Here is a 22,204-nt window from a genome sequence, read left to right as displayed (position 1 = left end):
AGAGGTTTTCGCGTGAATGATGCCCCAAGCGGATTACAGGTACACGACATCCAGAGTCGCGCTACCGTCGAGGCGAATTTCATCCGTAGTCATGATGGGTTTTTTTATCGCCGTTGCAACCACCAGGTCAGTCAGCAGGTTTTGTACAGCGGCTGGTATATAGCCCGGAGCGCTGACCGACCTCATCCAACCGGGTTGCCAGACTGTATCTGGCGAAGCATGGAACCACGTATTGCCATTAACAGATTCAATAAGCAGGCGCTCCGTGCCATCAGCAAGCACGTTTTCCATCGTCAGCTCATAATTGCCAAGCTTCTGGTTATCGGCACTTAGACCCAGGCCATAGAGGGATAGAGTATCGGGCCCATTACTGATGTCGGTACCTTCTCTATTATCGGTACTTTTTAGTGCGAAAAACGTAGATGCAGCGCAATCGACCTTTAACTGCAGCGTCACTTTTTCGAGCTTGGTGTAATGGGCCAGATCCTTTATTGAAATCTTCCCATGATCCACCACTCCACCATTCGACAACTCCGGCGTACAGGCGGAGGGCGTGATAAGACCTGTAACGGTCAAATCCGCACTTGGTGCGGCAAATGCGTTCGATGCACCGGCCAGGAGTAATGAGGCAGCCATCAAGCTTAACTTTTTATTCATTTACTCAGTCCTTAAGATATTTCATTGAATGCGAAATCTATGCGCGCAAATATTCCTACAAAGACAAACTCGTATGAACCGACCGCGCAAGCTTCGACAACAATGTAAGCCGGCAACTCCCCAACAGAAATACAACTAATACGAATCTGGCCTGTCAGGCTCGGCATCTGTAACCAACAAAGGCCAGCCACACATTTTATTGAACAACCAACTGTTATCTGATGGGGCGACTGCAGAAAGAAATCAATGCACCATACCGCTCTCGCGCGCATAGGCAAAAAGGTCCACATCCGTGGACACACCCAGTCGTTGCATGGCCATATTTTTCTGTTTGCTGATGGTAGAAACGCTACGTTGGAAACAGGCGGCAATTTCGCTCACGGTCATACCGCTGGCGAGCATTCTGACAACCTCACGCTCTTTGACCGACAGCGTTGCAGAGAGCGACTGTGCCTCTGTGCCGCAGTGCGCCAAGGGCACGCGGAATAGTTCGCTGATGAACCCCCTGCCCTCGCTCACCGACTTGATCGCCAAGGGCAACTCTTTTGCCGAGGCGCCTTTGGCGACAATCGCCATTGCCCCCTGATCGATGGCAGACCTGAGTGTCGGGGCATTAGCCAACATCGTGACCAGAATGATCGGTAATCTCGGGTAGCGACGATGCAAAGTACAGATCAACTTCAACCCATCGGCCTGCAAATCCCCCGGCATGCAGAAGTCCGTGATCAGAAGATCGCAAGGCGTATGGGAGAGAAGTCTCAATAAACTGTCAGGCCCCTCTGCCTCCCCCACTACCACGCACGTGCGGGTGACATCGACGAGCATTCGCAAACCGATTCGTACGACAGGATGGTCGTCAGCAATAATTACTCGCATTGTCGGACTTTTCCTTTGAGGTCACTGAATGCGCGGAAAGTAACGCCGTTCATCTGCCCACTACAACGCCCCATTGCAACAAAAAAAAACGCTGGACCCTGAAAATTCGGGCGTAGGACTTTATCCTATGAAAGAAAACGAATTGCCTTACATGTGAACTCTATATCCCGCGCAGATAGACTACATAGAAAGGTAAAACGGATGACAGCGCTGCCGCCCAAATAAACTTTCATACAGCGAACACCCGACTTTCGTACTAGTTGCATTTCACTGGACTGACATGATCGCTATCTTGCGCTTTCCCGCAAACGGGACAACTAACAACCAATCATGGAAGAGCCAAAAATGCTCAAACACTTGTCCGTCCTGACAGCCGCAATTTTTCTAACCGGCACTTCGTCAGTATTTGCCGCGTCTACCACCGACCTGACTGTCACCGGCATTATTACCCCAGCGGCGTGCACACCTGGCCTGGCCAATAACGGCAATATTGATTACGGGAAGATTGCAGCGAAGGACCTTAATCAAACCCAAACGACGTTTTTGGGCCGAACACCACTGCAAGTAAATGTCGAGTGCGACGCAGCAACCCGGTTCGCATTGCACCTCGTAGACAACCGCGCAAGTTCGACGCTGTTTCCTGGCGCCATGTACGGTCTGGGCATGACCAACTCCAGTGAAAAACTGGGCGCGTTCGATTTGTCCTATTCCGACGCAGTCACCGAAAACGGTGCGACGTCGATGGTCGCCTCGGTCGATCAAGGAACAACATGGGATAGACATGACGAGGGAGATGGAACGCCTCCCACCATGTGGACGGCTGCGGGAGATAAATCCACCGGAAGCTGGCTACCCGTCGCCACCAAAAATCTCACGATGAATATGAACGTTGGCGCATTTATCGCGCGCGCCGACAGCCTGACTCTTACGGATGAAGTGTCGATCGACGGCTCGGCAACTCTCGAAGTGAAGTACCTGTAACGCGTGGCCAACAAGCGGGTGGCAGGCAATCTGCCGCGCTGCCAGCTTGATCAACCTGCGCGTTTACCTATCGCACCCATTTCCAGAGATGAAACGAGTCACGTCATGACGATTTTTTGCACATTCGCACGACCCTTGATTCCTGTCGCCTTGGTCGCAGCGACGCTGCTGTCGTCCCTTCAGGTGCATGCCGACGGCATGGTCCCGAACACGTCGGTTGTGATAGTCAACGAAGCTGACGGCGAAGCTTCGATCTCGGTGACCAACACCGACAGCAGCGTGGCGTTGATGCACGTCACCGTTGAAAACATTCCAGAGGACACCGAGTCGCTGGTGTTCGTGACGCCGCCGCTGGCACGCGTCGAGGCCTCGCAAACGCAACTGGTGCGGTTCATCTTGCAAACCGAAAAACCTCTGCAGACCCAGCGCCTCAAACGGGTGATTTTCGAGGGCATCCCGCAAGGCAAGGCTGCCGCAGCGCCAGGCCACGCCCGCGTCGGCGTGACGGTGCGGCAGAACCTGCCGGTGATTCTGCACCCCAAAGGCCTGGCACCCAACCGTACGCCCTGGACGGATCTGCAATGGTCACTCAAAGACGGCCAACTGACCGTAGGCAATGACACGCCATACGTGGTGCGGCTAGGCCAGGAGGTGCAATTGTTGCCGTCCGCCGCCACCGCAATGTTGCCCAGATCCTACGTACTGCCTGGCGAACACATCCGCATTCCAGTACCTGAGTCGGCGGCCACGCAAGTGCGGTTTCAACCCGCAACTGTCTACGGTTTTGCCGTGCCGCACTATGAGGCGGACATCAAGATCTGAAGCCGCAGCACTTTCACCGCGCACCGAAGGCACCGTGAGCGCAGATGCTTCCAGCGACGGCACTTTAACCATCGCCACGCGGCTGCATGACGCCATGGCGAAACTGGCCGGCACGCTGAAATAACCCAAGTGAAACCCAATGAACACTGTGAGGATTTACCGTGATGGCGAAGCCATGCCCGTTACTCAAGCGTCCGCTGCGCGAGCACGGCTGCGGCGAGCGGCGCTCGTGTCCGTGCTGCTGAGCAACGCTGCGGTGATGGCCAATGCTCAAGGTGCGTTGCCGACGTCGTTCGACCAGCACACGCTGATACAACGAGGCATCGACCCGGCGCTGGCCACCTTGCTGATGCAAGCGCCGCAATTCACACCGGGCACCCACCCGGTGACCCTGACCGTCAACGGCCGGCGCCACGGCCGGGTCGACGTCACGTTTGATCGTGAAGGCGCACTGTGCTTCGACCGCGCACTGCTTGACGCGGGCAACCTGAAGGTGCCCGAGCGTGTACTCGACGACGGACGCTGTGTTGACTTCCTCAGCACCTCGCCGCAAGCCGTGGTTGAGACGGATCCGCCGAACCTTGCAGTGTCATTGCTGGTGCCCACTGACGCGATTCGTATCGCGGCCCGGGATTTTTCCGGTTATCAAACAGGCGGCGTGGCCGGCTTGCTCAATTACAACGTGACAGGTCTGCACAACCGTTCCGGCGACCAAACCAGTCGGTACGCATCGGCCAACACCGAGCTGGGTTTCAACGCCGGCGACTGGATCGTCCGCAGCCGTCAGGTGCATACCTGGCAGGACGACCTGTCGCGTACCAACCACATTGCTGCGTATGCCCAGCGCACCTTCGCCCGTCAGGAAGCGGTGCTGCAAGCGGGCCAGATCAGTCTCTACAATCCGGTGCTGGCCGGAGCCCAGATAACCGGCGTGCAGGTCCTGACCGAGCAAGCGTTGCAGGGTGAAGGTCAGAAGGCCGTCATCGAAGGGATTGCTCACAGCCAGGCGCAGATCGAAGTGCGGCAGAACGGCGCACTGATTCATTCCACCGTGGTGCCTGCCGGGCCGTTTACGCTTAACGATGTGCGCCGCCTCAACAGTCGCACCGATGTGGAAGTGACCGTCAAGGAAAGCGATGGCAGCGAGCGCAGCTTCATCGTGCCCGCCGCGATGCTCGGCGTCGGTTTGCCTGCGCCCGGCTACTCGCTGGCGGCGGGTCAATTGCGCAACAGCAGCGACGAGCAAGCCGGTAATCCCTGGGTGATCAGCGCCGGCTGGAGCGGTGCACTTCACCCGCAAGTGCTGCTGGGTGCAGGGCTCACCGGTGCCGCCGATTACCATGCTGCGGGTGCCAGTGTCGGTCTGTTGCTCTCACCCGATACCCAGCTGCAAACCGCGCTGACCGGCGCTGAAGCCAGCGGCAAACAGCACAGCACAGGTTTGCAGGCCGATCTCACCGCCTCGCACCGTTTGAGCGAGCGTTGGGCGCTGAGCGCCGGCAGTTCTTATCGCACGTTCGGCTATCGGGAGCTGGAAGATGCGGTGTTCGGCGAGAGCTCCGACGGCAACAAATCCCGCTACCGCGACCAGCAAAGTCTGGGCCTGTCGTGGTCACACCCGTGGCTGGGCGCTTTCAGCAGCGGGTTCAGTCGGTCCGCCTCATTCGACGGCCTCAGCAGCAGCCGCGCCCTGGCGTCGTGGGGCACCCACATCGGCGGTGTGTCGGTTTCAGCAACGGCCGAATGGCAGCTTAGCGGGGCGGCGCGCAGCGAAGACAGCGTTTACCTGAACCTGAGCATGCCATTGGGACAGAACCGGCGGGGGCGCTCCTGGGTGCGCAGTTCGGCGGGCGAACACCGCAGCGGCATCGGCGTGAGCGAACAGTTCAACGACCAATTCGCTTATCGGGTCGGCGTTGAACACGACACTCGCAACAGGCAGGCGCAATCTTCGCTCGGCGTTTCGCTGCTGCCGCGCTACAGCCAACTGGACCTCAATTACACCCGCGCCGATGCCGAACAATCGAGCTATCAGGCCAGTGCGCGGGGTGGCGCGGTGTTGCACGGTGGCGGCTTGACCTTCTCGCCTTATCCGATCAGCGACACCTTTGCTCTGCTGTCCGTCGGCGACATGGGCGCCATCAAAGTGACCACGCCAAGCGGCCCGGTCTGGACCGACTGGCAAGGTCAGGCCGTGGTCGCGAACGTCAGCGCTTACGGGCGCAGCCTCGTGGAAGTCGATACCAAAACCCTGCCGCGCAATGCCGACATTCATAACGGGCTGGCGGTGATTTCGGCTGGCCGAGGAGCCGTCGACACCGTCGAATTCGGCGTCAGCACCACCCGCCGTGCGCTGCTCAAAGTCGTCACCGCCAATGGCGCACCGCTACCGCGCGGGGCTGCGGTGAATACCCAAGCGGGTGAATTCGTCACCCTGGTGCAGGACGGTGGCCTGGTGTTTTTGCCCAACGTACTCGACCGATCCGCGTTGTGGGTCACCGCACCCGGCCTGGAGCGTTGCGAACTGCTTTTCGAACTGCCGGCCGACGCCGACGCCGAGGCGTACTACGAGACCACCACCGCCAAGTGCCGGGCACTTTGAGGATGACTGCATGAATCTGTCCCGCTACTTACTGTTGCCCCTCATCCCGTTTGCCCTGGGCGGGTTCACCCCACTGGCGATGGCAGCCGCGGATGACTGTCAGTTGAGCGTGAACCAGTCAGTGCTCGACTTCGGACTCATGAACCGGGCGATACAGCCTGAATCTGCCGCTGAACGCCTGCTTGGCGAGCGCCCGGTGAACCTTACGCTCAGCTGTTCGCAAGCTGTCGACATGAGCGTGTTCTATCGAGCCATGGCGTCCACGGCCGAGCGTTTTCACTTCGCCGAACGCGGCAGTTACCGGATTCGGATTCGCGATGCGCAACTGGACGGCCGATCGGTGGACGTCGGGCTGATTGCCGGCGTCGGTCAAGCGCCAGTGGAAAGCGCAGCGAGCCTGATCTGGCGACCTCACCACGCAGTCATACCCGTACAGGCTGGCGTGCCGACGCAAGGCCATCGTTTCTCAGCGCACCTGGAAGTAAGCGCCTCGGTCGAGGAGCAAGGGATGCGGGTGCGCGATGCGGTGACCTGGGAGGCTTCCGGTGTGTTCGACGCCGTATCCGCCGGCCGCAGCCAAGACCTCAACCTGCGGGCCCGTTTTGCCCCGGCGGCGTGTGAACCATCACTGTCCAGCGGTGGCCTGGTCGACTTTGGGACCCTGTCAAAAAACGACCTGAACAACGACAAAAGCACACGACTGGCGGCCAGGTCGTTAACGCTGCGCGTGACCTGCGATGCACCCACGATATTCGCCCTCACCATGCAGGACAACCGCCTCGGCTCGGCCACGGTCAACAGCGAAATTTACTATGGACTCGGCACAGACAGTCGCGTCAACAGGATCGGCCTCTATTCACTGAGCATCGACCCAACCGACGCCAGCGCCGACAGCTTTTCCCGTCTCTACCGAACCGACTCCACCACCAATGGCAACGCCTGGAGCACCGCCCAATCGAAGCCGATTTCGATAGGCCAGAAGAGCTACCTGGGTTTCACCGACAGCGCTGGCAGCACGGCCGGGCCGGTGGCCATCCAGAACCTCACGAGCACCGTGACCGTTGATGCCGTCATAGCGCCCCTGAATAGCCTTGATCTGAGCACTGCCGTTGAGCTCGATGGCTCGGGAACCCTCGAAATCATTTACCTGTAACACCCAAACGAGCCCTGCCGAATCCGCGGTGCATGTTGCACTTTTGGTTAGTGGGACAACTTCAATAAAAGAGAGTAACAAGATGAAAAAAACCCTTACAGCATTCGCTACCACCGTCCTTCTGGGCGCCATGCCCCTTGCATGGGCCGCTTCCAGCACCGACTTGACGGTCACCGGCACCATTACCCCGACGGCATGCACACCGCTTTTGTCGAACGGCGGAGTTGTGGACTACGGCAAGATCGCCGCGAAAGACCTCAATGAGACGACAAACACAATCATAGGCAGGGACACGCTGCAATTGACTGTGAACTGTGTGGCGCCGGTCCAGTTCGCCCTCGCGCCCGTCGATAACAATCCCGGGACCGCATCGAACGGGGACTGGTGGGGCCTTGGGCTGACGAACGCGGCAGAACGGCTGGGATTTATCGTCACGACCATGAGTAATACGCTGGCCGACGGACAACCCGCGCAGACAATTATCTCGACCAACAACGGCAGCACCTGGCATGCCCATCATCACATGAGACCTGGGCGCCTCCTTTCCGTGGCTTCCAGTGCCGATCCGACCACCCCGCTGGCAGCGCAGGATACGGGGATTGATCTGCTGGTCACTACCCACATTGCTCCGACCAACGGACTGACCCTGATAGACGATGTCGTTATCAATGGGTCTGTAACATTTGAAATGAAGTACCTGTAAGCGCCAATCGCTGAGCCGCTCGCTGACCAGCGAACGGTTCAGCACAGCGCCGTGACAGCTTCAAAGGTCGGGCTCTATCCGCTGCATATTGAGCCCGCTGACACTTGCAGACCGTTATCGCACCGACCGCCGGGCTGGACGTGAGTGGCGACGTGCAACTCGACGGCTCAGCGACGCTGGACGTTGTGTAACTCAGACCTTTTCGCTGACCGCTTGAACGTAGAGCGATCGCCCGGCACCGAGGCCGGCGACAATTGCTCCCAGGCCAATCACGCCGAAAATCCAGCCGACGGCCGACCACCCACCGGTCCAGTCGTGCACAACCCCGACCGCGAATGGTCCCATCGAGGCGAGCGTGTAGCCGAAACCCTGAGCCATGCCCGACAGGTTGGCGGCGACGTGGGAATCGCGCGAGCGCAGCACGATCAACGTCAGCGCCAGGCTGAATGCGCCGCCCTGGCCCAGGCCCAGAATAATTGCCCAGCCCCACAGGCCTTCGATTGGTGCGTACAGGCAACCGAACAAGCCGCCGAGAACCAGCGCCATGACCACCACAATCGCCAGTCGCTGGTCCTTGCCGCGCGTGGCCAGCCACGGTGCGGCCAGAGAACTCGCCAGTTGCACGATCACTGAGCCCGAGAGCACCAGGCCGGCCTGTGTCGGCGTCAGTCCGCGGCCGATCAGGATTGACGGCAACCAGCCGAAAACGATGTACGCCAGCGACGATTGCAGGCCCATGTACAGGGTCACTTGCCAGGCCAGTCGATCGCGCAACAGTCCGCGAACGCGATACGCCACTTGAGGCGCACCGTGTTTCGGTCCGACCTGGGGTAACCAGAAGATCGCCGCGACCACCGCCGGAATGACCCAAATGCCGAGACCTACTGCCCAGCTATGGTCAAAATGCTCGCTCAATGGCACGGTCGCGCCCGCTGCCATGGCGGCGCCCAGACACAGGGCCATGGTGTACACCCCGGTCATGGTGCCGGCATGTTTGGCGAAGTCACGTTTGACGATGCCCGGCAGTAACACGCCAATCACGCCGATACTCGCCCCGGCCATTACGCTGCCAGCAAACAGGCCGATCTGACCAAACGAGCTGCGCACGATGATCCCGGCGGCCAGCGTCAGCAGAATCCCCAGCACCACCCGCTCGGCGCCGAAACGACGTGCGAGGATCGGTGCCAGCGGTGCAAACAAGCCGAGGCAAAGTACCGGCAGCGTAGTCAGAAGACCGGCCTGCGCGGCGGATAGCCCGAGGGCTCTGGAGATATCGCTGAGCATCGGCGCCATGCTCGACAGCGCCGGGCGCAGGTTCAGTGCCACCAGGATCAGGCCCAGCAGCAGCAGCCACGGACGGCGCAGTAACGGGGGGCGTTGCTGGACTTCGTCGTCATCAGCTTCGGCGTCGATCAGCAGCTCTTCTAGCTCAGCCGTGCGCTTGTTTTGTTGCGTGTTACTGGACATGGATTTCTCGGTTTCAAGGTTCATTGATCAACCGCCTCGACAGGGCTTTGGCCCGTTCGGGGTCGCGTTGCTCGACGGCATCAAGCAGTTCGATATGCAAATCGAACAGTTCCTGGCGTCGCGGTGTGATGTTCAGGCAGTGGCGCAATTGCGCACCGACAATGCTGGAAAAATAACCATACAGTTCGCTGAGCGCCGGGTTATGCGCGGCGGCGACCAACCGGCGATGAAACACCAGATCGCAGGCGATATAGGTGTCGAGGTCGCCGTGATAATGGCTGCCGCTGACGCCGAGCGCCTCGCGCAGCGCTTGCAGATCTTCATCCGTGCGGCGCAGTGCAGCGAGACCGATCGCCTCGACTTCAAGGATGTGCCGCGTCTCGCGCGCTTGTTCAGCCGTACAGCGCGACAAGGCCTTTACGGTGTCGAGCGGGTCAACCACCGCCCGCAGGTAACTGCCATCTCCCTGGCGGATCTCGATCAAACCGCTAAACGCCAGCACGCGCATCGCTTCGCGAACGGTGTTGCGGCTGATGCCCAGCTCGGCAGACAGCTCGGGTTCGGTGGGCAAACGCTGGCCGACGACCCAGGCACCTTGGTTGATTCTCAGGCGAAGCTGATCCAGCGCCTGGTCTACCAAGGAGCGTTTAACGAGTGGAGAAATGTCTGACATGGAATCCGCCTTTCATCCAATCATAGGATGAATTTTCTGACATGTTAGTCAGCTTCGCGTAGGACGGCAACTGTCTAGGGTCACTGAGTAGCAGAAGGAGCGGGATTTTCGATTAGTCAAAATTACCCTTTAAGGGTAATTTCAGGGACAGGTTCAAGATTTCTTATGGAGAAGAACACGCCTCATTACAACCTGCTGGTGATCAAGGCAGATGTCCGGCGACTTGGAGGCAAAGCATTCACCAATACCGCTAAAAACGGCGGCAAGGTGCTCGGTTTAAACATCGACGAGATGCAGACGGTCATTTTCGAGCTACAGGGCAAGATGCTGTACAAGTCGATGACCACTTATGACGATCACCGCGTCTGGCAGGACGTTTATCACATCAACTCATTCGGCCTGGAGATTTACATCAAGGTGACATATCGCCCCGGCGGTGGCCCACCCGTGATCTCCTTCAAGGAGAAATCCCAATGAAAACTCAGCAATGCTTTAGCTGTGGAGCTCAAGAAGGAATGCGCCATTTCGAGGGTCGTGGCGAAACCATGAGCGTCAAAGGTCTAGAGCGACGCGTAGACGATTTATCTGGCTGGGAATGCCAGATGTGTGGAGAGGTGGAGTTAGACGACAGTTGTTCTGAGCGCCATTCAGACGCGGGCGACGAGCTGGTTATGGCAGCAAGAAAGATGATTGGCGACGAGATGAAGCGAATCCGCCGCAAGCTGCATCTGACGCAAAAAGAAACGGTACAAGTACTGTCGGGTGGCGGGCACAACGCGTTTTCTCGATACGAGCGTGGCGAAATACTTCCCCCAAAAACGTTGGTGTTGCTGATGCGCCTGCTCGACCGCTATCCGCATTTGCTTACTGACGTAAGATCACTGGGTGAAGGTGCGGACTTAAGAGGGTTCAAACATATAGAGCATAAAGAGCACCAAACCCTCACGGTTTCCTGAGCGAGAAAAAGCAAAACCCGGCACGTGGCCGGGTTTGTCTATCCGAGTCAGCCCGGCATCAATGCAAAATCTGGCTCAAGAACAACTTGGTCCGATCATTCTGCGGGTTATCGAAGAAGTCATTCGGCGACGCCTGTTCGACGATTTCACCTTTGTCCATGAAGATCACGCGATTGGCCACGGTACGCGCGAAGCCCATTTCGTGGGTGACGCACAGCATGGTCATGCCGTCTTCGGCGAGGCCGATCATGGTGTCCAGAACCTCTTTCACCATCTCCGGATCGAGTGCTGAAGTCGGTTCGTCGAACAGCATGATTTTCGGCTTCATGCACAGGGCGCGGGCAATCGCCACGCGCTGCTGCTGACCACCGGACAACTGCCCCGGAAATTTATGCGCCTGCTCCGGAATGCGTACGCGCTCCAGGTAATGCATGGCGATTTCTTCGGCCTTGCGCTTGGGCATCTTGCGCACCCACATCGGCGCCAGCGTGCAGTTCTGCAAGATGGTCAGGTGCGGGAACAGATTGAAGTGCTGGAACACCATGCCCACTTCGCGACGCACCGTTTCGATCTGTTTAAGATCGTTGGTCAGCTCGACGCCATCGACCACGATCCGGCCTTGCTGGTGTTCTTCCAAGCGGTTGAGGCAGCGGATGGTGGTGGACTTGCCGGAACCCGACGGGCCGCACAGGACGATACGTTCGCCCTGCTTGACGTTCAGGTTGATGTCTTTCAACACGTGGAACTGGCCATACCACTTGTTCACGCCCTGCATCTGAATAATGCCTTCAGGGCTCACAGGCTGTTTGATCGCTTCACTCATAAACTACGCTCCTAACGCTTGTGGCCAGTGTCGAGCTTGCGTTCCAAATGCATGGAATAGCGCGACATACCAAAACAGAAAATCCAGAACACCAGGGCCGCAAACACGTAGCCTTCAGTGGCCATACCCAGCCATTTCGGGTCGGCGGCGGCTTGTTTGACGCTGTTGAGCAAGTCGAACAGGCCGATGATGATCACCAGACTGGTGTCCTTGAACAGCGCGATGAAAGTGTTGACGATGCCCGGAATCACCATCTTCAGGGCTTGTGGCAGGATCACCAGGCCCATGCTGCGCCAGTAGCCGAGGCCCATCGCTGCAGCGGCTTCGTACTGACCTTTGGGAATCGCTTGCAGACCACCGCGCACCACTTCGGCGACGTACGCCGACTGGAACAGGATCACGCCGATCAACGCCCGCAGCAATTTGTCGAAGTTCATACCCTCGGGCAGGAACAGCGGCAGCATCACCGAGGACATGAACAGCACTGTGATCAACGGCACGCCGCGCCAGAATTCAATGAAGGTCACGCAGACCACCCGAATCGCCGGCATGTTCGAACGACGCCCCAGCGCCAGAACAATCCCCAGCGGCAACGCACCGGCGATGCCGACAGTTGCGATCACCAGGGTCAGCATCAAGCCGCCCCATTGGCTGGTCGACACGGTGCTCAGACCGAATACGCCGCCGTGCAGCAGGCACCAGGCAATGATCGGGTACAGCACGAGGAAGCTCAGGCCGTACACCGCTTTACGTGGGAAGCGCGAAATGAACAACGGCGCCACGCCGATCACCGCCAGCCACACGGTCAGGTCCACGCGCCAGCGCATGTCCACCGGGTAATAGCCGTACATGAACTGGCCGAACCGCTGCTGGATGAACACCCAGCAGGCGCCTTCCTTGGTGCAGTCCGCTTGGGTGGTACCGACCCAGTTGGCGTCGATGACGGCCCAGCCGAGGATCGGTGGAACCACCAGGTAGATCAGGTAAAACGCAAACAGGGTCAGCAGCGTGTTGAGCCAGCTGGAGAACATGTTCGCGCGCATCCACGCCACTGCCCCGATACTGCGGTTCGGTGGCGGCATGTCCGGTTTGAAAATATGAGTACTCATGCGCTTTTCCTTACCGCTCGATCAGCGCAATGCGCTTGTTGTACCAGTTCATCAGCAGGGAAATGCTGATACTGATCGCCAGGTACACGCTCATGGTGATGGCAATCACTTCGATCGCCTGTCCGGTCTGGTTCAGCACCGTGCCGGCAAACAGCGAGACCATTTCCGGATAACCGATACCGGCCGCCAGCGAAGAGTTTTTCGCCAGGTTCAGGTATTGGCTGGTCAGCGGCGGGATGATCACGCGCATGGCTTGCGGGATGATGACCTTGCGCAGGGTCGGACCGTTGCGCAGGCCCAGCGAGTGCGCCGCTTCGGTCTGGCCGTGGCTGACCGACTTGATGCCCGAACGTACGATCTCGGCGATGAACGCCGCGGTGTACACCGTCAACGCCAGCGTGAGCGCCAGCAGTTCCGGAATCAGCACCCAGCCACCGACGAAGTTGAAGCCTTTGAGCTCGGGCATTTCCCAGTGCACCGGCGCGCCGAAGAGCAATGCGCACAGCGCTGGAATCACCAGCAACAGCGCCAGGCCGACCCAGAATTTGTGGAAGGGTACGCCGGTCGCTTCAAAACGTTTATTAGCCCAGCGGCACATCATCACGATGGCGACGATGGCAATAACGACGCTGACCACAAACGGCCAGAAACCTTCCGACGCCAACGCGGCCGGCATGTTCAGGCCACGGCTGCTGACGAAGAACGTGTCACCGAAGTTGTGGCTGGCGCGCGGCCCCGGCATGGTCAGGAACACCGCGAAGTACCAGAACAGGATCTGCAGCAACGGCGGAATGTTACGGAAAACCTCCACGTACACCGTCGCCAGTTTGGCAATGATCCAGTTCTTCGACAGCCGTGCCACGCCGACAATGAAGCCGAGCAGCGTCGCCAGAATCACACCTATAAATGTCACCAGCAGCGTATTCAGCAGACCAATGACAAAGACTCGCGCGTAGCTGTCCGATTCGGTGTAGTCGATCAGGGTTTGAGCGATGCCGAAACCGGCACTGCGCTCCAGAAAACTGAAGCCGGAGGTAATGCCCCGGTGTTCAAGGTTGGTTTGCGTGTTATCGAACAGAAACCAGCCCAGCGAGACCACACCAATAATGGTGACGATCTGAAATACCCACGCACGCACTTTAGGATCGCTGAGGCTGAACCTCTGCTTTGGTGCGCCGATTGAATTTTGCATGAAGTGCCCCGGATGTAATGGAACAGAACATCACCCGGCGGTTGGCCCACCGGGTGATAGAACCATCAGCGCACTGGTGGTGCGTATTGAATGCCGCCGTTGTTCCACAGAGCGTTCAGCCCGCGGTCGATTTCAAGCGGAGTGCCCTTGCCAAGGTTCTTCTCGAACACTTCGCCGTAGTTGCCCACTTGCTTGATGATCTGAACCACCCAGTCTTTCGGCAACTTCAGGTCTTTGCCGTATTCGCCGTCAGCGCCGAGCATACGAGCCACGTCCGGGTTCTTGGTGGCTTTGGCTTCGGCTTCGACGTTCTTCGAAGTGATGCCGGCTTCTTCAGCGTTGAGCATGGCGTAGCCAGTCCAGCGCACGACGGCCAGCCACTCGTCATCACCATTACGCACGACCGGGCCCAATGGCTCCTTGGAAATGGTCTCCGGCAGAACCACGTAGTCCTTCGGCGCGGCCAGCTTGCTGCGCTGGGCGAACAGTTGGGACTTGTCGGAGGTCAGTACGTCGCAACGACCGGATTCCAGCGACTTGGCGCTTTCATCGGAGGTGTCGAACGTGATCGGGGTGTATTTCAGACCGTTGCCGCGGAAGTAGTCGGAAACGTTCAGCTCGGTCGTGGTACCGGCCTGGATGCAGATGGTTGCACCGTCCAGTTCCTTGGCACTTTTCACGCCCAGCTTGTTGTTCACCAGGAAGCCGATGCCGTCATAGTAGGTAATGAAGCCTGGAAATTTCAGGCCCATGCCCGCATCACGCGAACTGGTCATGGTGGTGTTGCGCGACAGAATGTCGATTTCGCCGGACTGCAGCGCGGTGAAACGCTCTTTGGCGTTCAACTGGCTGAATTTCACTTTGTTTGCGTCGCCGAAAACGGCAGCGGCCACTGCGCGGCAGAAGTCAGCATCGATGCCGAGGATCTTGCCGGTAGCGTCCGGTACCGAAAAACCCGGCAAACCATCGCTGACGCCGCACTGTACGAAACCTTTTTTCTGCACTGCATCCAGGGTCGCGCCCGCCTGAGCGAACCCACTGACGCCAAGCACTGCGGCTGCAGTCACGACGGCCAGGGTGGATTTCAACATCTTCATTCAAACCTCCAGTTTTGCTCTTGTTGTGTCGGAGCGTGAGTCCAGTCGCACCCTTATGAGGCGCTGTTGACCCGTGTTGGCTTTTTTTGGGGTCAACCGACGTAGGACTTAGCTATAAGTCGAGTAGGAGAGTTCCACTTTCATGGGCCCTCGCTTCTCACCAATCGGCCGAACAGGCTGTAGCCCTTTCACATTCGCGAAGCCTGTTGCGGCCGCTGGCGAACATCCATCACCGGATTTTTTTGCTATCCCGCTGCTGACGATGGCCTGATAGTGTTACCGCCAAGCGTGGGAATATTCGTACAAGTGTTTACATAGCAAAGCCCGTACCAGACCGCTTGCCGACCTCGATACGCGACAGGTCAATAGCTAAACTTGTAACCTTGCGACATCTTCTTAACTGATCAACCCGACGCGCACTCAGATCACGCACTCAATAAGAGCGCATGCACATATTTGGAGCAGCCATGACCGAGCCCTTGATTCTTCAACCTGTTAAGGCCGCTGATGCCTGTGTTATCTGGCTGCACGGCCTGGGCGCGGATCGTTATGACTTCCTCCCGGTGGCAGAAGCGCTGCAGGAAAGCCTGCTGACTACCCGCTTTGTTCTGCCGCAGGCACCGACCCGCGCCGTGACCATCAATGGCGGATACGAGATGCCGAGCTGGTACGACATATTGGCCATGAGCCCGGCGCGCGCGATCAGTCGCGAACAGCTCGACGAGTCGGCCGACCGCGTACTGGCATTGATCGAAGAACAGCGCACCAGCGGAATAGACGCCTCGCGGATTTTCCTCGCCGGTTTTTCCCAGGGCGGCGCGGTGGTCTTGCATGCCGCCTTCCTGAAATGGCAGGGGCCGTTGGGTGGCGTACTTGCCCTCTCCACTTATGCGCCGACGTTCAGTGAAGAGCTAGAATTGTCTGCCAGCCAACAGCGCATTCCGGTGCTTTCCTTGCACGGTCAATACGATGACGTGGTGCAGAACGCCATGGGGCGGACGGCATACGAATACTTGAAGCACCATGGTGTCACCGTGACATGGCAGGAATACCCAATGGGTCACGAAGTGTTACCTGAAGAGATCCGCGACATCGGCGTGTGGCTCAGCGAGCATTTGCGCTGAGCGCATGAAAACCGCCCATTGATCCCTCCCACTACGCCGCGCCCGGTTCTTGCATTACACTGGCCGGCACTTAACCTATTGATGAGATGACCGTGCTCAAAGCACTCAAGAAAATGTTCGGTAAAAGCGAGACTGAGCAGCTCGCGCCAGTCTCCGCTACGTCTCACAGCCCCAGCCACCGCGCCGACGTTATCCCGTCGGGCCGCAGCCCAAGCGCAGAGGCAGCAACGCCGACGCCGGTTGTCGAAACAGTTGCCGCTGAACAGCCGCTCGCCGAAGCACCGAAACCCGCGCGAGCGCGTCGTGACCCCAAGCCGAAAGCGCCGGTGATCCCCTGGAAACTCGAAGATTTCGCCGTTGAACCCCAGGAAGGCAAAACCCGCTTCCACGATTTCAAACTCTCACCAGAACTGATGCATGCCATCCAGGACCTCGGCTTTCCGTATTGCACGCCGATTCAGGCGCAGGTGCTCGGTTTTACCCTCGCCGGCAAAGACGCCATCGGCCGCGCCCAGACCGGCACCGGCAAAACTGCCGCGTTTCTGATCTCGATCATCACCCAGCTGCTGCAAACACCGCCGCCGAAAGAGCGCTACATGGGTGAACCGCGCGCGCTGATCATTGCGCCAACCCGCGAGCTGGTGGTGCAGATCGCCAAAGACGCTGCCGACCTGACCAAGTACACCGGCCTCAACGTCATGACCTTTGTTGGCGGCATGGACTTCGACAAGCAGCTCAAGCACCTCGAAGCCCGTCACTGCGACATCCTTGTGGCAACGCCTGGCCGACTGCTCGATTTCAACCAGCGCGGCGACGTGCACCTGGACATGGTCGAAGTGATGGTGCTGGACGAAGCCGACCGCATGCTCGACATGGGCTTCATCCCGCAAGTGCGTCAGATTATTCGCCAAACCCCGCCGAAAGACGAACGCCAGACGCTGCTGTTCTCTGCGACCTTCACCGAAGACGTGATGAACCTCGCCAAGCAGTGGACGACCGACCCGTCGATCGTCGAGATCGAGTCGCAGAACGTCGCCAGCGAAAACGTCGAGCAGCACATCTACGCGGTGGCCGGTGCCGACAAGTACAAATTGCTCTACAACCTGGTCAACGACAACGGCTGGGAACGGGTGATGGTGTTTGCCAACCGCAAGGATGAGGTGCGACGCATCGAGGAACGCCTTGTGCGCGATGGCGTCAACGCCGCGCAACTGTCTGGCGACGTGCCGCAGCACAAGCGCATCAAGACCCTGGAAGGTTTCCGCGAAGGCAAGATTCGCGTGCTGGTTGCCACCGATGTCGCCGGGCGCGGCATTCACATCGACGGCATCAGCCACGTGATCAACTTTACCCTGCCGGAAGTCCCGGATGACTACGTGCATCGCATCGGTCGTACGGGTCGTGCCGGTGCCGATGGCGTGTCCATCAGTTTTGCCGGTGAAGACGATTCCTATCAGCTACCGTCCATCGAGGCGCTGCTGGGTCGCAAGATCAGCTGCGAAACACCGCCGACGCATCTGCTTCGGGCGGTTGAGCGCAAGCGCCCGTAATCCGGCGCAAAGCAAAAAATGGCGCAGCCGGAATCGGACTGCGCTTTTTTTTCGCCTGGATATTGCCCGCCGGAACTAAATGTCCATAATGGACAAATAAGTTTATCTGCAGGTTCCGGAGCCAACATGTCCAGCCCCCCTAATGTAATCAACCAGCTTCAGGCACGCGAACTCCTGGCTCAGATCGATGTGCCCCACATCCTGCGCAAACTGTTCAGTGACCTCGCTGCCGGGCAAGCGGTGCAACCGGCACAGCAACTGGTCGAGTTTCCACATGGCGCGGGCGACTTCATCAATTTCCTCGGTGTGCTGGCGCAGGACGGCGTATATGGCGTGAAGACGTCGCCGTACATCGTCCGCGAGCAAGGGCCGCTGGTGACAGCGTGGACGCTGCTGATGTCGATGCAGACCGGCCAGCCGCTGCTGCTTTGCGATGCAGGTGAACTGACCATTGCTCGTACGGCGGCGACCACTGCTGTAGCCGTCGATGCCCTCGCCCCGCCTGATGCTCGACGTCTGGCAATTATTGGCAGCGGCAAGGTCGCCCTGGCACATCTGCAATACGTGAAAAATCTACGGGACTGGCAGAGCATTCGCATGTATTCGCCGAGTCTGGGCGGCAAAAGTCCTGAGGTTCTGGCCGAGTTGCAGCGTATCGATCCTCGCCTCACGATCGTTCACAACCGTGAAGCGGCGCTGCAAGAGGCGGATGTGATCATGCTCTGCACGTCGTCTGCCGCACCGGTGATGGACCCGGCCAGCCTCAACAAACCAGCACTGATCACCTCCATCAGCACCAATGCCCCGCGCGCCCACGAAGTGCCGCCGCAAACCCTCAAAGACATGCAAGTGTTCTGCGATTATCGGCCGACGACTCCGGAGTCGGCCGGCGAGATGCTGATTGCCGCTGAGCTGCACGGCTGGGATAAAAATCTGATCGTTGGCGATTTGCCTGAGCTGATCAGCGCGAAAGCGAAGCGCCCCGATTACGACCGTCACGTGTTTTTCCGTTCCATCGGCCTGGGCGTCGAAGACATTGCGCTGGCGAACGCGCTCTATCGCCTGCAACCCTGACACCTGAATCCTTGTGGGAGCGAGCCTGCTCGCGAATGCGCAGTGACATTTAGAACAATGTCGCCTGACATGCCGCCTTCGCGAGCAGGCTCGCTCCCACCGGGAGTACCGACACCATTGGCATTTGCGCTCGACAGGAGACGTTCATGAGCCAGGCAGACTTCATCATCATTGGCGGCGGGATAGCCGGCGCTTCCACCGGTTTCTGGCTCTCGCAGCACGCCCGGGTCATCGTGCTCGAGCGCGAATCGCAAGCGGGTTATCACTCCACCGGACGCTCCGCCGCGCTCTACACCGCCGCGTACGGCACACCGCAGGTGCGGGCGCTGACCCAGGCCAGTCGCGACTTCTTCGACGCGCCGCCCGCCGGTTTCTGCGAACACCCGCTGTTGACCCCGCGCGGTGAAATGACCGTGGATTTCACCGGCGACCCGGCCGAATTGCACAACCAGTACCTGAGCGCGAAGGCCACCGTTGCCGAAATGCAGATGCTCAGCGCCGAAGAGGCCTGCGTGCGCCTGCCGATACTGCGCCGGGAAAAAGTCCACGGCGCTATCTACGACCCGACTGCCTGCGACATCGACACCGATGCCTTGCACCAGGGCTATCTGCGCGGAATCCGGCGCAATCAAGGCGAAGTGCACACCGACAGCGAGGTCACACGGCTGACCCGAGATAACGAGGGTATTTGGCACTTACAAACCCCCAGCCAGACCTTTAGCGCACCGATCATCATCAATGCCGCTGGCGCCTGGGCCGACAAGATCGGTGCATTGGCCGGCACTCTACCGCTAGGCCTGCAGCCCAAACGCCGCGCCGCGTTCATCTTCGCCGGGCCCGAGGGTGTGGACATTCACCAGTGGCCAATGCTGGTCAGCCTCGACGAATCGTTCTACATGAAACCCGACGCCGGCATGTTCCTCGGCTCCCCGGCCAACGCCGACCCGGTCGAACCCCATGACGTACAGCCCGAAGAGCTCGACATCGCGATGGGCATTTACCAGATCGAAGAAGCCACCACGCTGACCATCCGCCGCCCGACCCGCACCTGGGCCGGCTTGCGCAGTTTTGTCGACGACGGTGATTTGCTGTCAGGTTTCGATCAGCACGTTCCGGGGTTTTTCTGGGTGGCAGCGCAAGGCGGTTATGGCATTCAGACGTCCCCCGCCATGGGTCAGGCCAGCGCCGCGCTGGTTCGTGGCGAAGCCTTACCCGAGCAACTCGCACGCTTCGGGCTGGACGCATCAATGCTCTCCCCCGCACGCCTGGGTTGAGGCTTGCTCAGGTGACGCGTCGTCCCGATTGCGGCAAACTCCCTGCGCGCTTTTTTATCGGCGCAGAAGCCTCCTGGAGCTCCACTGAATGAATGCACTTGAACAAACCCCAAGCCAGGATGACGCCGCGCTGGACAACTACCGGGCGATCGCCGATGCGATCGCCACATTGTTTTTCCCCCACGCCGAGGTGGTGCTGCACGATCTGCGCACGCAGAAGGTTGATTACATCGCCAACAATCTGTCGAAACGGGAAATCGGTGACGACTCGTCGCTGGAGGACATGCTCAGCGACGACGTCAGCGAACGAAACATCGGGCCGTACGAAAAGCTCAATTGGGATGGTCAGAAGATTCGCAGCCTGAGCAGCGTTCTGCGCGACGGCACGGGTCACCCGCTGGCCGTGCTGTGCATCAATCTGAATATTTCGCTGTTCGAAAATGCCAAGGCCGCGCTGGACCTGTTTCTGTCGCCGAGCAAACTGATTCCGCAGCCGGAGTCACTGTTCCGCGATGACTGGCAGGAGCGCATCAATACGTTTCTCCACGCCTGGCTGCGTGAGCGGCAGTTGAGCCTGAACCTGCTGACCCGCGATCACAAACGTGAACTGGTGCTGGCCCTGCACGCCGAAGGCGCCTTCAAAGGCAAAAGCGCCTCCAACTATGTGGCTAATGTGCTGAACATGGGACGGGCAACGGTGTACAAGCATTTGAAGGAACTCAAGGGCTGAAAAATGCCGCCGGATTGACGGTTAATACACAACTGTAGGAGCCGGCTTGCTGGCGATGGCGTCCGCGAGATCGCCATCGCCAGCAAGCCGGCTCCTACAAGGTTACCGTGTTATTCCAGCGCCGAAGCCGGGCCGAAGAACTCGTAACGGCTTTGCTTCTCCGGCACACCCAAGGCCTTGAGGTGACGCTTGATGGCCGCCATGAAGCCCTTAGGCCCCAGGAAGTAAGCGTCCACATCACGATGCTGCGGCAACCACTCGCCCAACTGTTCCTGGCTCAACAAACCGACCTTGTCCGCCGCCGGGCTGACGCCATCGTCCTCGGCGTAGCAATAAAAACGCTTGAGTTGCGGGTGACGCGCGGCTAACTCGTCGATCCAGTCACGGAACGCGTGGACGCTACCGTTGCGAGCGCAGTGGATAAAATGTACCGGGCGCTCGGTGGCCAGCGCCGCTTCGAGCATTGCCAGGGTCGGAGTGATGCCGACGCCGCCACTGATCAGCACCAGCGGTTTGTCGCTGGCGGTCAGGGTGAATTCGCCCGATGGCGGGAACAGCTGAATGCTTGAGCCGACGTGCAATTGATCATGCAAGTGGTTAGACGCACGGCCACCGTGCTCGCGCTTGACGCTGATGCGGTACTGCCCTTTGTTCGCCAGTGCCGACAACGAATAGTTACGACGAATTTCTTCGCCATCGAGGATCAATTTCATGCCGATGTACTGGCCGGGTTCCGCCGCCAGGATCGCGCCTTTGTCCGCCGGTTCGAAGTAGAACGAAGTGATTTCCGCGCTCTCCTCCACTTTGGCCGAAACAATGAATTCCCGCGCCCCGCGCCAGCCACCGGGCGCCTGCGCTTTCTGGTCGTAGATGCTGGTTTCCGCACCGATCAGGATGTCAGCCAACTGGCCGTAAGCCGCGCCCCAGGCACTCATTACCTGCGGTGTGGCGATCTCCTCGCCGAGCACTTCGGAGATCGCGCGCAACAGGCAGCTGCCGACAATCGGATAATGTTCAGGAAGAATTTGCAGGGCGACGTGTTTGTTGATGATCTTCGCCACCAGGTCGCCGAGTTGATCGAGCTGGTCGATATGACGTGCGTACATCAATACGCCATTCGCCAGAGCGCGGGGCTGATCACCGCTGGCCTGGTGGGCCTGATTGAACAATGGACGAACTTCCGGGTATTCAGAGAGCATCATCCGGTAAAAATGGGTGATCAACGCTTCGCCACCGCTTTCCAGCAACGGCACGGTGGACTTGACGATTGCACGGTCTTGAACGCTAAGCATAAGGGGACTCCTGGCGACTTGAAGTATTAACTGGTTCGCTTATGTCTAT

At 58.9% G+C, this 22,204-nt stretch carries 21 protein-coding genes; 12 read left to right on the top strand and 9 right to left on the bottom strand.

Annotated features, from left to right (window positions below):
- Positions 1 to 33 precede the first annotated feature (33 nt).
- Positions 34 to 657, bottom strand: a complete 624-nt coding sequence (locus DU29_RS0105705) for a DUF1120 domain-containing protein (protein WP_028620855.1) — start codon at positions 655 to 657, stop codon at positions 34 to 36.
- Positions 658 to 900: 243 nt separating this feature from the next.
- Positions 901 to 1,533, bottom strand: coding sequence for a response regulator transcription factor (locus DU29_RS0105700; RefSeq protein ID WP_028620854.1), 633 nt, complete (start codon positions 1,531 to 1,533; stop codon positions 901 to 903).
- A 345-nt stretch (positions 1,534 to 1,878) separates the two neighbouring features.
- Between DU29_RS0105700 and DU29_RS0105695 the strand changes: the two genes are divergently transcribed.
- The 5 genes from DU29_RS0105695 (at position 1,879) to DU29_RS0105670 (ending at position 7,794) form a co-directional block, all read left to right on the top strand.
- Entirely contained in the window at positions 1,879 to 2,514 is a 636-nt protein-coding gene (locus DU29_RS0105695; RefSeq protein WP_028620853.1) for a DUF1120 domain-containing protein, read from the top strand.
- A gap of 105 nt (positions 2,515 to 2,619) precedes the next feature.
- On the top strand, positions 2,620 to 3,336 hold the full coding sequence (locus DU29_RS0105690; RefSeq protein WP_028620852.1) for a fimbria/pilus chaperone family protein: 717 nt from the start codon (positions 2,620 to 2,622) through the stop codon (positions 3,334 to 3,336).
- 139 nt (positions 3,337 to 3,475) lie between these two features.
- Complete coding sequence (locus tag DU29_RS0105680) at positions 3,476 to 5,938, top strand: fimbria/pilus outer membrane usher protein (RefSeq protein WP_028620851.1); 2,463 nt, start codon at positions 3,476 to 3,478, stop codon at positions 5,936 to 5,938.
- Positions 5,939 to 5,948: 10 nt separating this feature from the next.
- On the top strand, positions 5,949 to 7,091 hold the full coding sequence (locus tag DU29_RS0105675) for a DUF1120 domain-containing protein (RefSeq protein ID WP_028620850.1): 1,143 nt from the start codon (positions 5,949 to 5,951) through the stop codon (positions 7,089 to 7,091).
- A gap of 82 nt (positions 7,092 to 7,173) precedes the next feature.
- Positions 7,174 to 7,794, top strand: a complete 621-nt coding sequence (locus DU29_RS0105670) for a DUF1120 domain-containing protein (RefSeq protein WP_028620849.1) — start codon at positions 7,174 to 7,176, stop codon at positions 7,792 to 7,794.
- Positions 7,795 to 7,986: 192 nt separating this feature from the next.
- On the opposite strand, the gene DU29_RS0105665 is transcribed toward DU29_RS0105670, so the two are convergent.
- Together DU29_RS0105665 and DU29_RS0105660 are read right to left on the bottom strand one after the other, a co-directional pair.
- Positions 7,987 to 9,285, bottom strand: coding sequence for a CynX/NimT family MFS transporter (locus tag DU29_RS0105665; RefSeq protein ID WP_028620848.1), 1,299 nt, complete (start codon positions 9,283 to 9,285; stop codon positions 7,987 to 7,989).
- A complete protein-coding gene (locus tag DU29_RS0105660) occupies positions 9,275 to 9,934 on the bottom strand; it encodes a FadR/GntR family transcriptional regulator (RefSeq protein ID WP_028620847.1) in 660 nt (219 codons plus the stop codon). Before DU29_RS0105660 ends, DU29_RS0105665 begins: the two co-directional genes overlap by 11 nt.
- Before the next feature lie 165 nt (positions 9,935 to 10,099).
- On the opposite strand from DU29_RS0105660, the gene DU29_RS0105655 reads away from it, so the two are divergent.
- Positions 10,100 to 10,411, top strand: coding sequence for a type II toxin-antitoxin system MqsR family toxin (locus DU29_RS0105655; RefSeq protein ID WP_028620846.1), 312 nt, complete (start codon positions 10,100 to 10,102; stop codon positions 10,409 to 10,411).
- A complete protein-coding gene (locus DU29_RS0105650) occupies positions 10,408 to 10,890 on the top strand; it encodes a type II toxin-antitoxin system MqsA family antitoxin (RefSeq protein ID WP_028620845.1) in 483 nt (160 codons plus the stop codon). The genes DU29_RS0105655 and DU29_RS0105650 overlap by 4 nt, the downstream gene beginning before the upstream one ends.
- Before the next feature lie 58 nt (positions 10,891 to 10,948).
- Here the strand turns inward: DU29_RS0105650 and DU29_RS0105645 are convergent, their stop codons facing one another.
- The 4 genes from DU29_RS0105645 to DU29_RS0105630 form a co-directional block, all read right to left on the bottom strand.
- Positions 10,949 to 11,713 (bottom strand): amino acid ABC transporter ATP-binding protein, encoded by a 765-nt coding sequence (locus DU29_RS0105645; protein ID WP_028620844.1) that lies wholly within the window; start codon positions 11,711 to 11,713, stop codon positions 10,949 to 10,951.
- Positions 11,714 to 11,724: 11 nt separating this feature from the next.
- Positions 11,725 to 12,822: an amino acid ABC transporter permease gene (locus DU29_RS0105640; protein WP_028620843.1), complete on the bottom strand. Its 1,098-nt coding sequence runs from the start codon at positions 12,820 to 12,822 to the stop codon at positions 11,725 to 11,727.
- 10 nt (positions 12,823 to 12,832) lie between these two features.
- On the bottom strand, positions 12,833 to 14,014 hold the full coding sequence (locus DU29_RS0105635; protein WP_028620842.1) for an amino acid ABC transporter permease: 1,182 nt from the start codon (positions 14,012 to 14,014) through the stop codon (positions 12,833 to 12,835).
- Between the two features lie 65 nt (positions 14,015 to 14,079).
- The gene (locus tag DU29_RS0105630) at positions 14,080 to 15,111 is read right to left on the bottom strand and encodes an amino acid ABC transporter substrate-binding protein (RefSeq protein ID WP_028620841.1); all 1,032 of its coding nucleotides are present in this window, start codon (positions 15,109 to 15,111) and stop codon (positions 14,080 to 14,082) included.
- Positions 15,112 to 15,578: 467 nt separating this feature from the next.
- Between DU29_RS0105630 and DU29_RS0105625 the strand changes: the two genes are divergently transcribed.
- The 5 genes from DU29_RS0105625 to DU29_RS0105605 all read left to right on the top strand — a co-directional run bounded on the left by DU29_RS0105625 (position 15,579) and on the right by DU29_RS0105605 (position 20,863).
- The gene (locus DU29_RS0105625; protein ID WP_028620840.1) at positions 15,579 to 16,235 is read left to right on the top strand and encodes an alpha/beta hydrolase; all 657 of its coding nucleotides are present in this window, start codon (positions 15,579 to 15,581) and stop codon (positions 16,233 to 16,235) included.
- An 86-nt stretch (positions 16,236 to 16,321) separates the two neighbouring features.
- Complete coding sequence (gene rhlB, locus DU29_RS0105620; protein WP_028620839.1) at positions 16,322 to 17,785, top strand: ATP-dependent RNA helicase RhlB; 1,464 nt, start codon at positions 16,322 to 16,324, stop codon at positions 17,783 to 17,785.
- A 126-nt stretch (positions 17,786 to 17,911) separates the two neighbouring features.
- A complete protein-coding gene (locus DU29_RS0105615) occupies positions 17,912 to 18,859 on the top strand; it encodes an ornithine cyclodeaminase family protein (protein ID WP_028620838.1) in 948 nt (315 codons plus the stop codon).
- Between the two features lie 146 nt (positions 18,860 to 19,005).
- The gene (locus DU29_RS0105610) at positions 19,006 to 20,133 is read left to right on the top strand and encodes an NAD(P)/FAD-dependent oxidoreductase (protein ID WP_028620837.1); all 1,128 of its coding nucleotides are present in this window, start codon (positions 19,006 to 19,008) and stop codon (positions 20,131 to 20,133) included.
- A gap of 88 nt (positions 20,134 to 20,221) precedes the next feature.
- Positions 20,222 to 20,863, top strand: a complete 642-nt coding sequence (locus DU29_RS0105605; RefSeq protein ID WP_028620836.1) for a helix-turn-helix transcriptional regulator — start codon at positions 20,222 to 20,224, stop codon at positions 20,861 to 20,863.
- Between the two features lie 110 nt (positions 20,864 to 20,973).
- Here the strand turns inward: DU29_RS0105605 and hmpA are convergent, their stop codons facing one another.
- Complete coding sequence (hmpA, locus tag DU29_RS0105600; RefSeq protein ID WP_028620835.1) at positions 20,974 to 22,155, bottom strand: NO-inducible flavohemoprotein; 1,182 nt, start codon at positions 22,153 to 22,155, stop codon at positions 20,974 to 20,976.
- Between the last annotated feature and the right edge of the window lie 49 nt (positions 22,156 to 22,204).

Origin of the sequence: Pseudomonas sp. Ant30-3, from assembly GCF_000690905.1 — a bacterium.
Taxonomy (GTDB): domain Bacteria; phylum Pseudomonadota; class Gammaproteobacteria; order Pseudomonadales; family Pseudomonadaceae; genus Aquipseudomonas.
Note: the sequence above shows the minus strand (reverse complement) of the source record. Positions and strands in the feature narration are given on the sequence as shown.

Coding starts and splice junctions, on each gene's coding strand:
- rhlB (WP_028620839.1), top strand. CDS start 16,322: ATGACCGTGCTCAAAGCACTCAAGAAAATGTTCGGTAAAAGCGAGACT.
- DU29_RS0105635 (WP_028620842.1), bottom strand. CDS start 14,014: ATGCAAAATTCAATCGGCGCACCAAAGCAGAGGTTCAGCCTCAGCGAT.
- DU29_RS0105700 (WP_028620854.1), bottom strand. CDS start 1,533: ATGCGAGTAATTATTGCTGACGACCATCCTGTCGTACGAATCGGTTTG.
- DU29_RS0105675 (WP_028620850.1), top strand. CDS start 5,949: ATGAATCTGTCCCGCTACTTACTGTTGCCCCTCATCCCGTTTGCCCTG.
- DU29_RS0105645 (WP_028620844.1), bottom strand. CDS start 11,713: ATGAGTGAAGCGATCAAACAGCCTGTGAGCCCTGAAGGCATTATTCAG.
- DU29_RS0105690 (WP_028620852.1), top strand. CDS start 2,620: ATGACGATTTTTTGCACATTCGCACGACCCTTGATTCCTGTCGCCTTG.
- DU29_RS0105705 (WP_028620855.1), bottom strand. CDS start 657: ATGAATAAAAAGTTAAGCTTGATGGCTGCCTCATTACTCCTGGCCGGT.
- DU29_RS0105605 (WP_028620836.1), top strand. CDS start 20,222: ATGAATGCACTTGAACAAACCCCAAGCCAGGATGACGCCGCGCTGGAC.
- DU29_RS0105660 (WP_028620847.1), bottom strand. CDS start 9,934: ATGTCAGACATTTCTCCACTCGTTAAACGCTCCTTGGTAGACCAGGCG.
- DU29_RS0105625 (WP_028620840.1), top strand. CDS start 15,579: ATGACCGAGCCCTTGATTCTTCAACCTGTTAAGGCCGCTGATGCCTGT.
- DU29_RS0105665 (WP_028620848.1), bottom strand. CDS start 9,285: ATGAACCTTGAAACCGAGAAATCCATGTCCAGTAACACGCAACAAAAC.
- DU29_RS0105695 (WP_028620853.1), top strand. CDS start 1,879: ATGCTCAAACACTTGTCCGTCCTGACAGCCGCAATTTTTCTAACCGGC.
- DU29_RS0105630 (WP_028620841.1), bottom strand. CDS start 15,111: ATGAAGATGTTGAAATCCACCCTGGCCGTCGTGACTGCAGCCGCAGTG.
- DU29_RS0105640 (WP_028620843.1), bottom strand. CDS start 12,822: ATGAGTACTCATATTTTCAAACCGGACATGCCGCCACCGAACCGCAGT.
- DU29_RS0105680 (WP_028620851.1), top strand. CDS start 3,476: ATGAACACTGTGAGGATTTACCGTGATGGCGAAGCCATGCCCGTTACT.
- DU29_RS0105670 (WP_028620849.1), top strand. CDS start 7,174: ATGAAAAAAACCCTTACAGCATTCGCTACCACCGTCCTTCTGGGCGCC.
- DU29_RS0105610 (WP_028620837.1), top strand. CDS start 19,006: ATGAGCCAGGCAGACTTCATCATCATTGGCGGCGGGATAGCCGGCGCT.
- DU29_RS0105655 (WP_028620846.1), top strand. CDS start 10,100: ATGGAGAAGAACACGCCTCATTACAACCTGCTGGTGATCAAGGCAGAT.
- DU29_RS0105650 (WP_028620845.1), top strand. CDS start 10,408: ATGAAAACTCAGCAATGCTTTAGCTGTGGAGCTCAAGAAGGAATGCGC.
- DU29_RS0105615 (WP_028620838.1), top strand. CDS start 17,912: ATGTCCAGCCCCCCTAATGTAATCAACCAGCTTCAGGCACGCGAACTC.
- hmpA (WP_028620835.1), bottom strand. CDS start 22,155: ATGCTTAGCGTTCAAGACCGTGCAATCGTCAAGTCCACCGTGCCGTTG.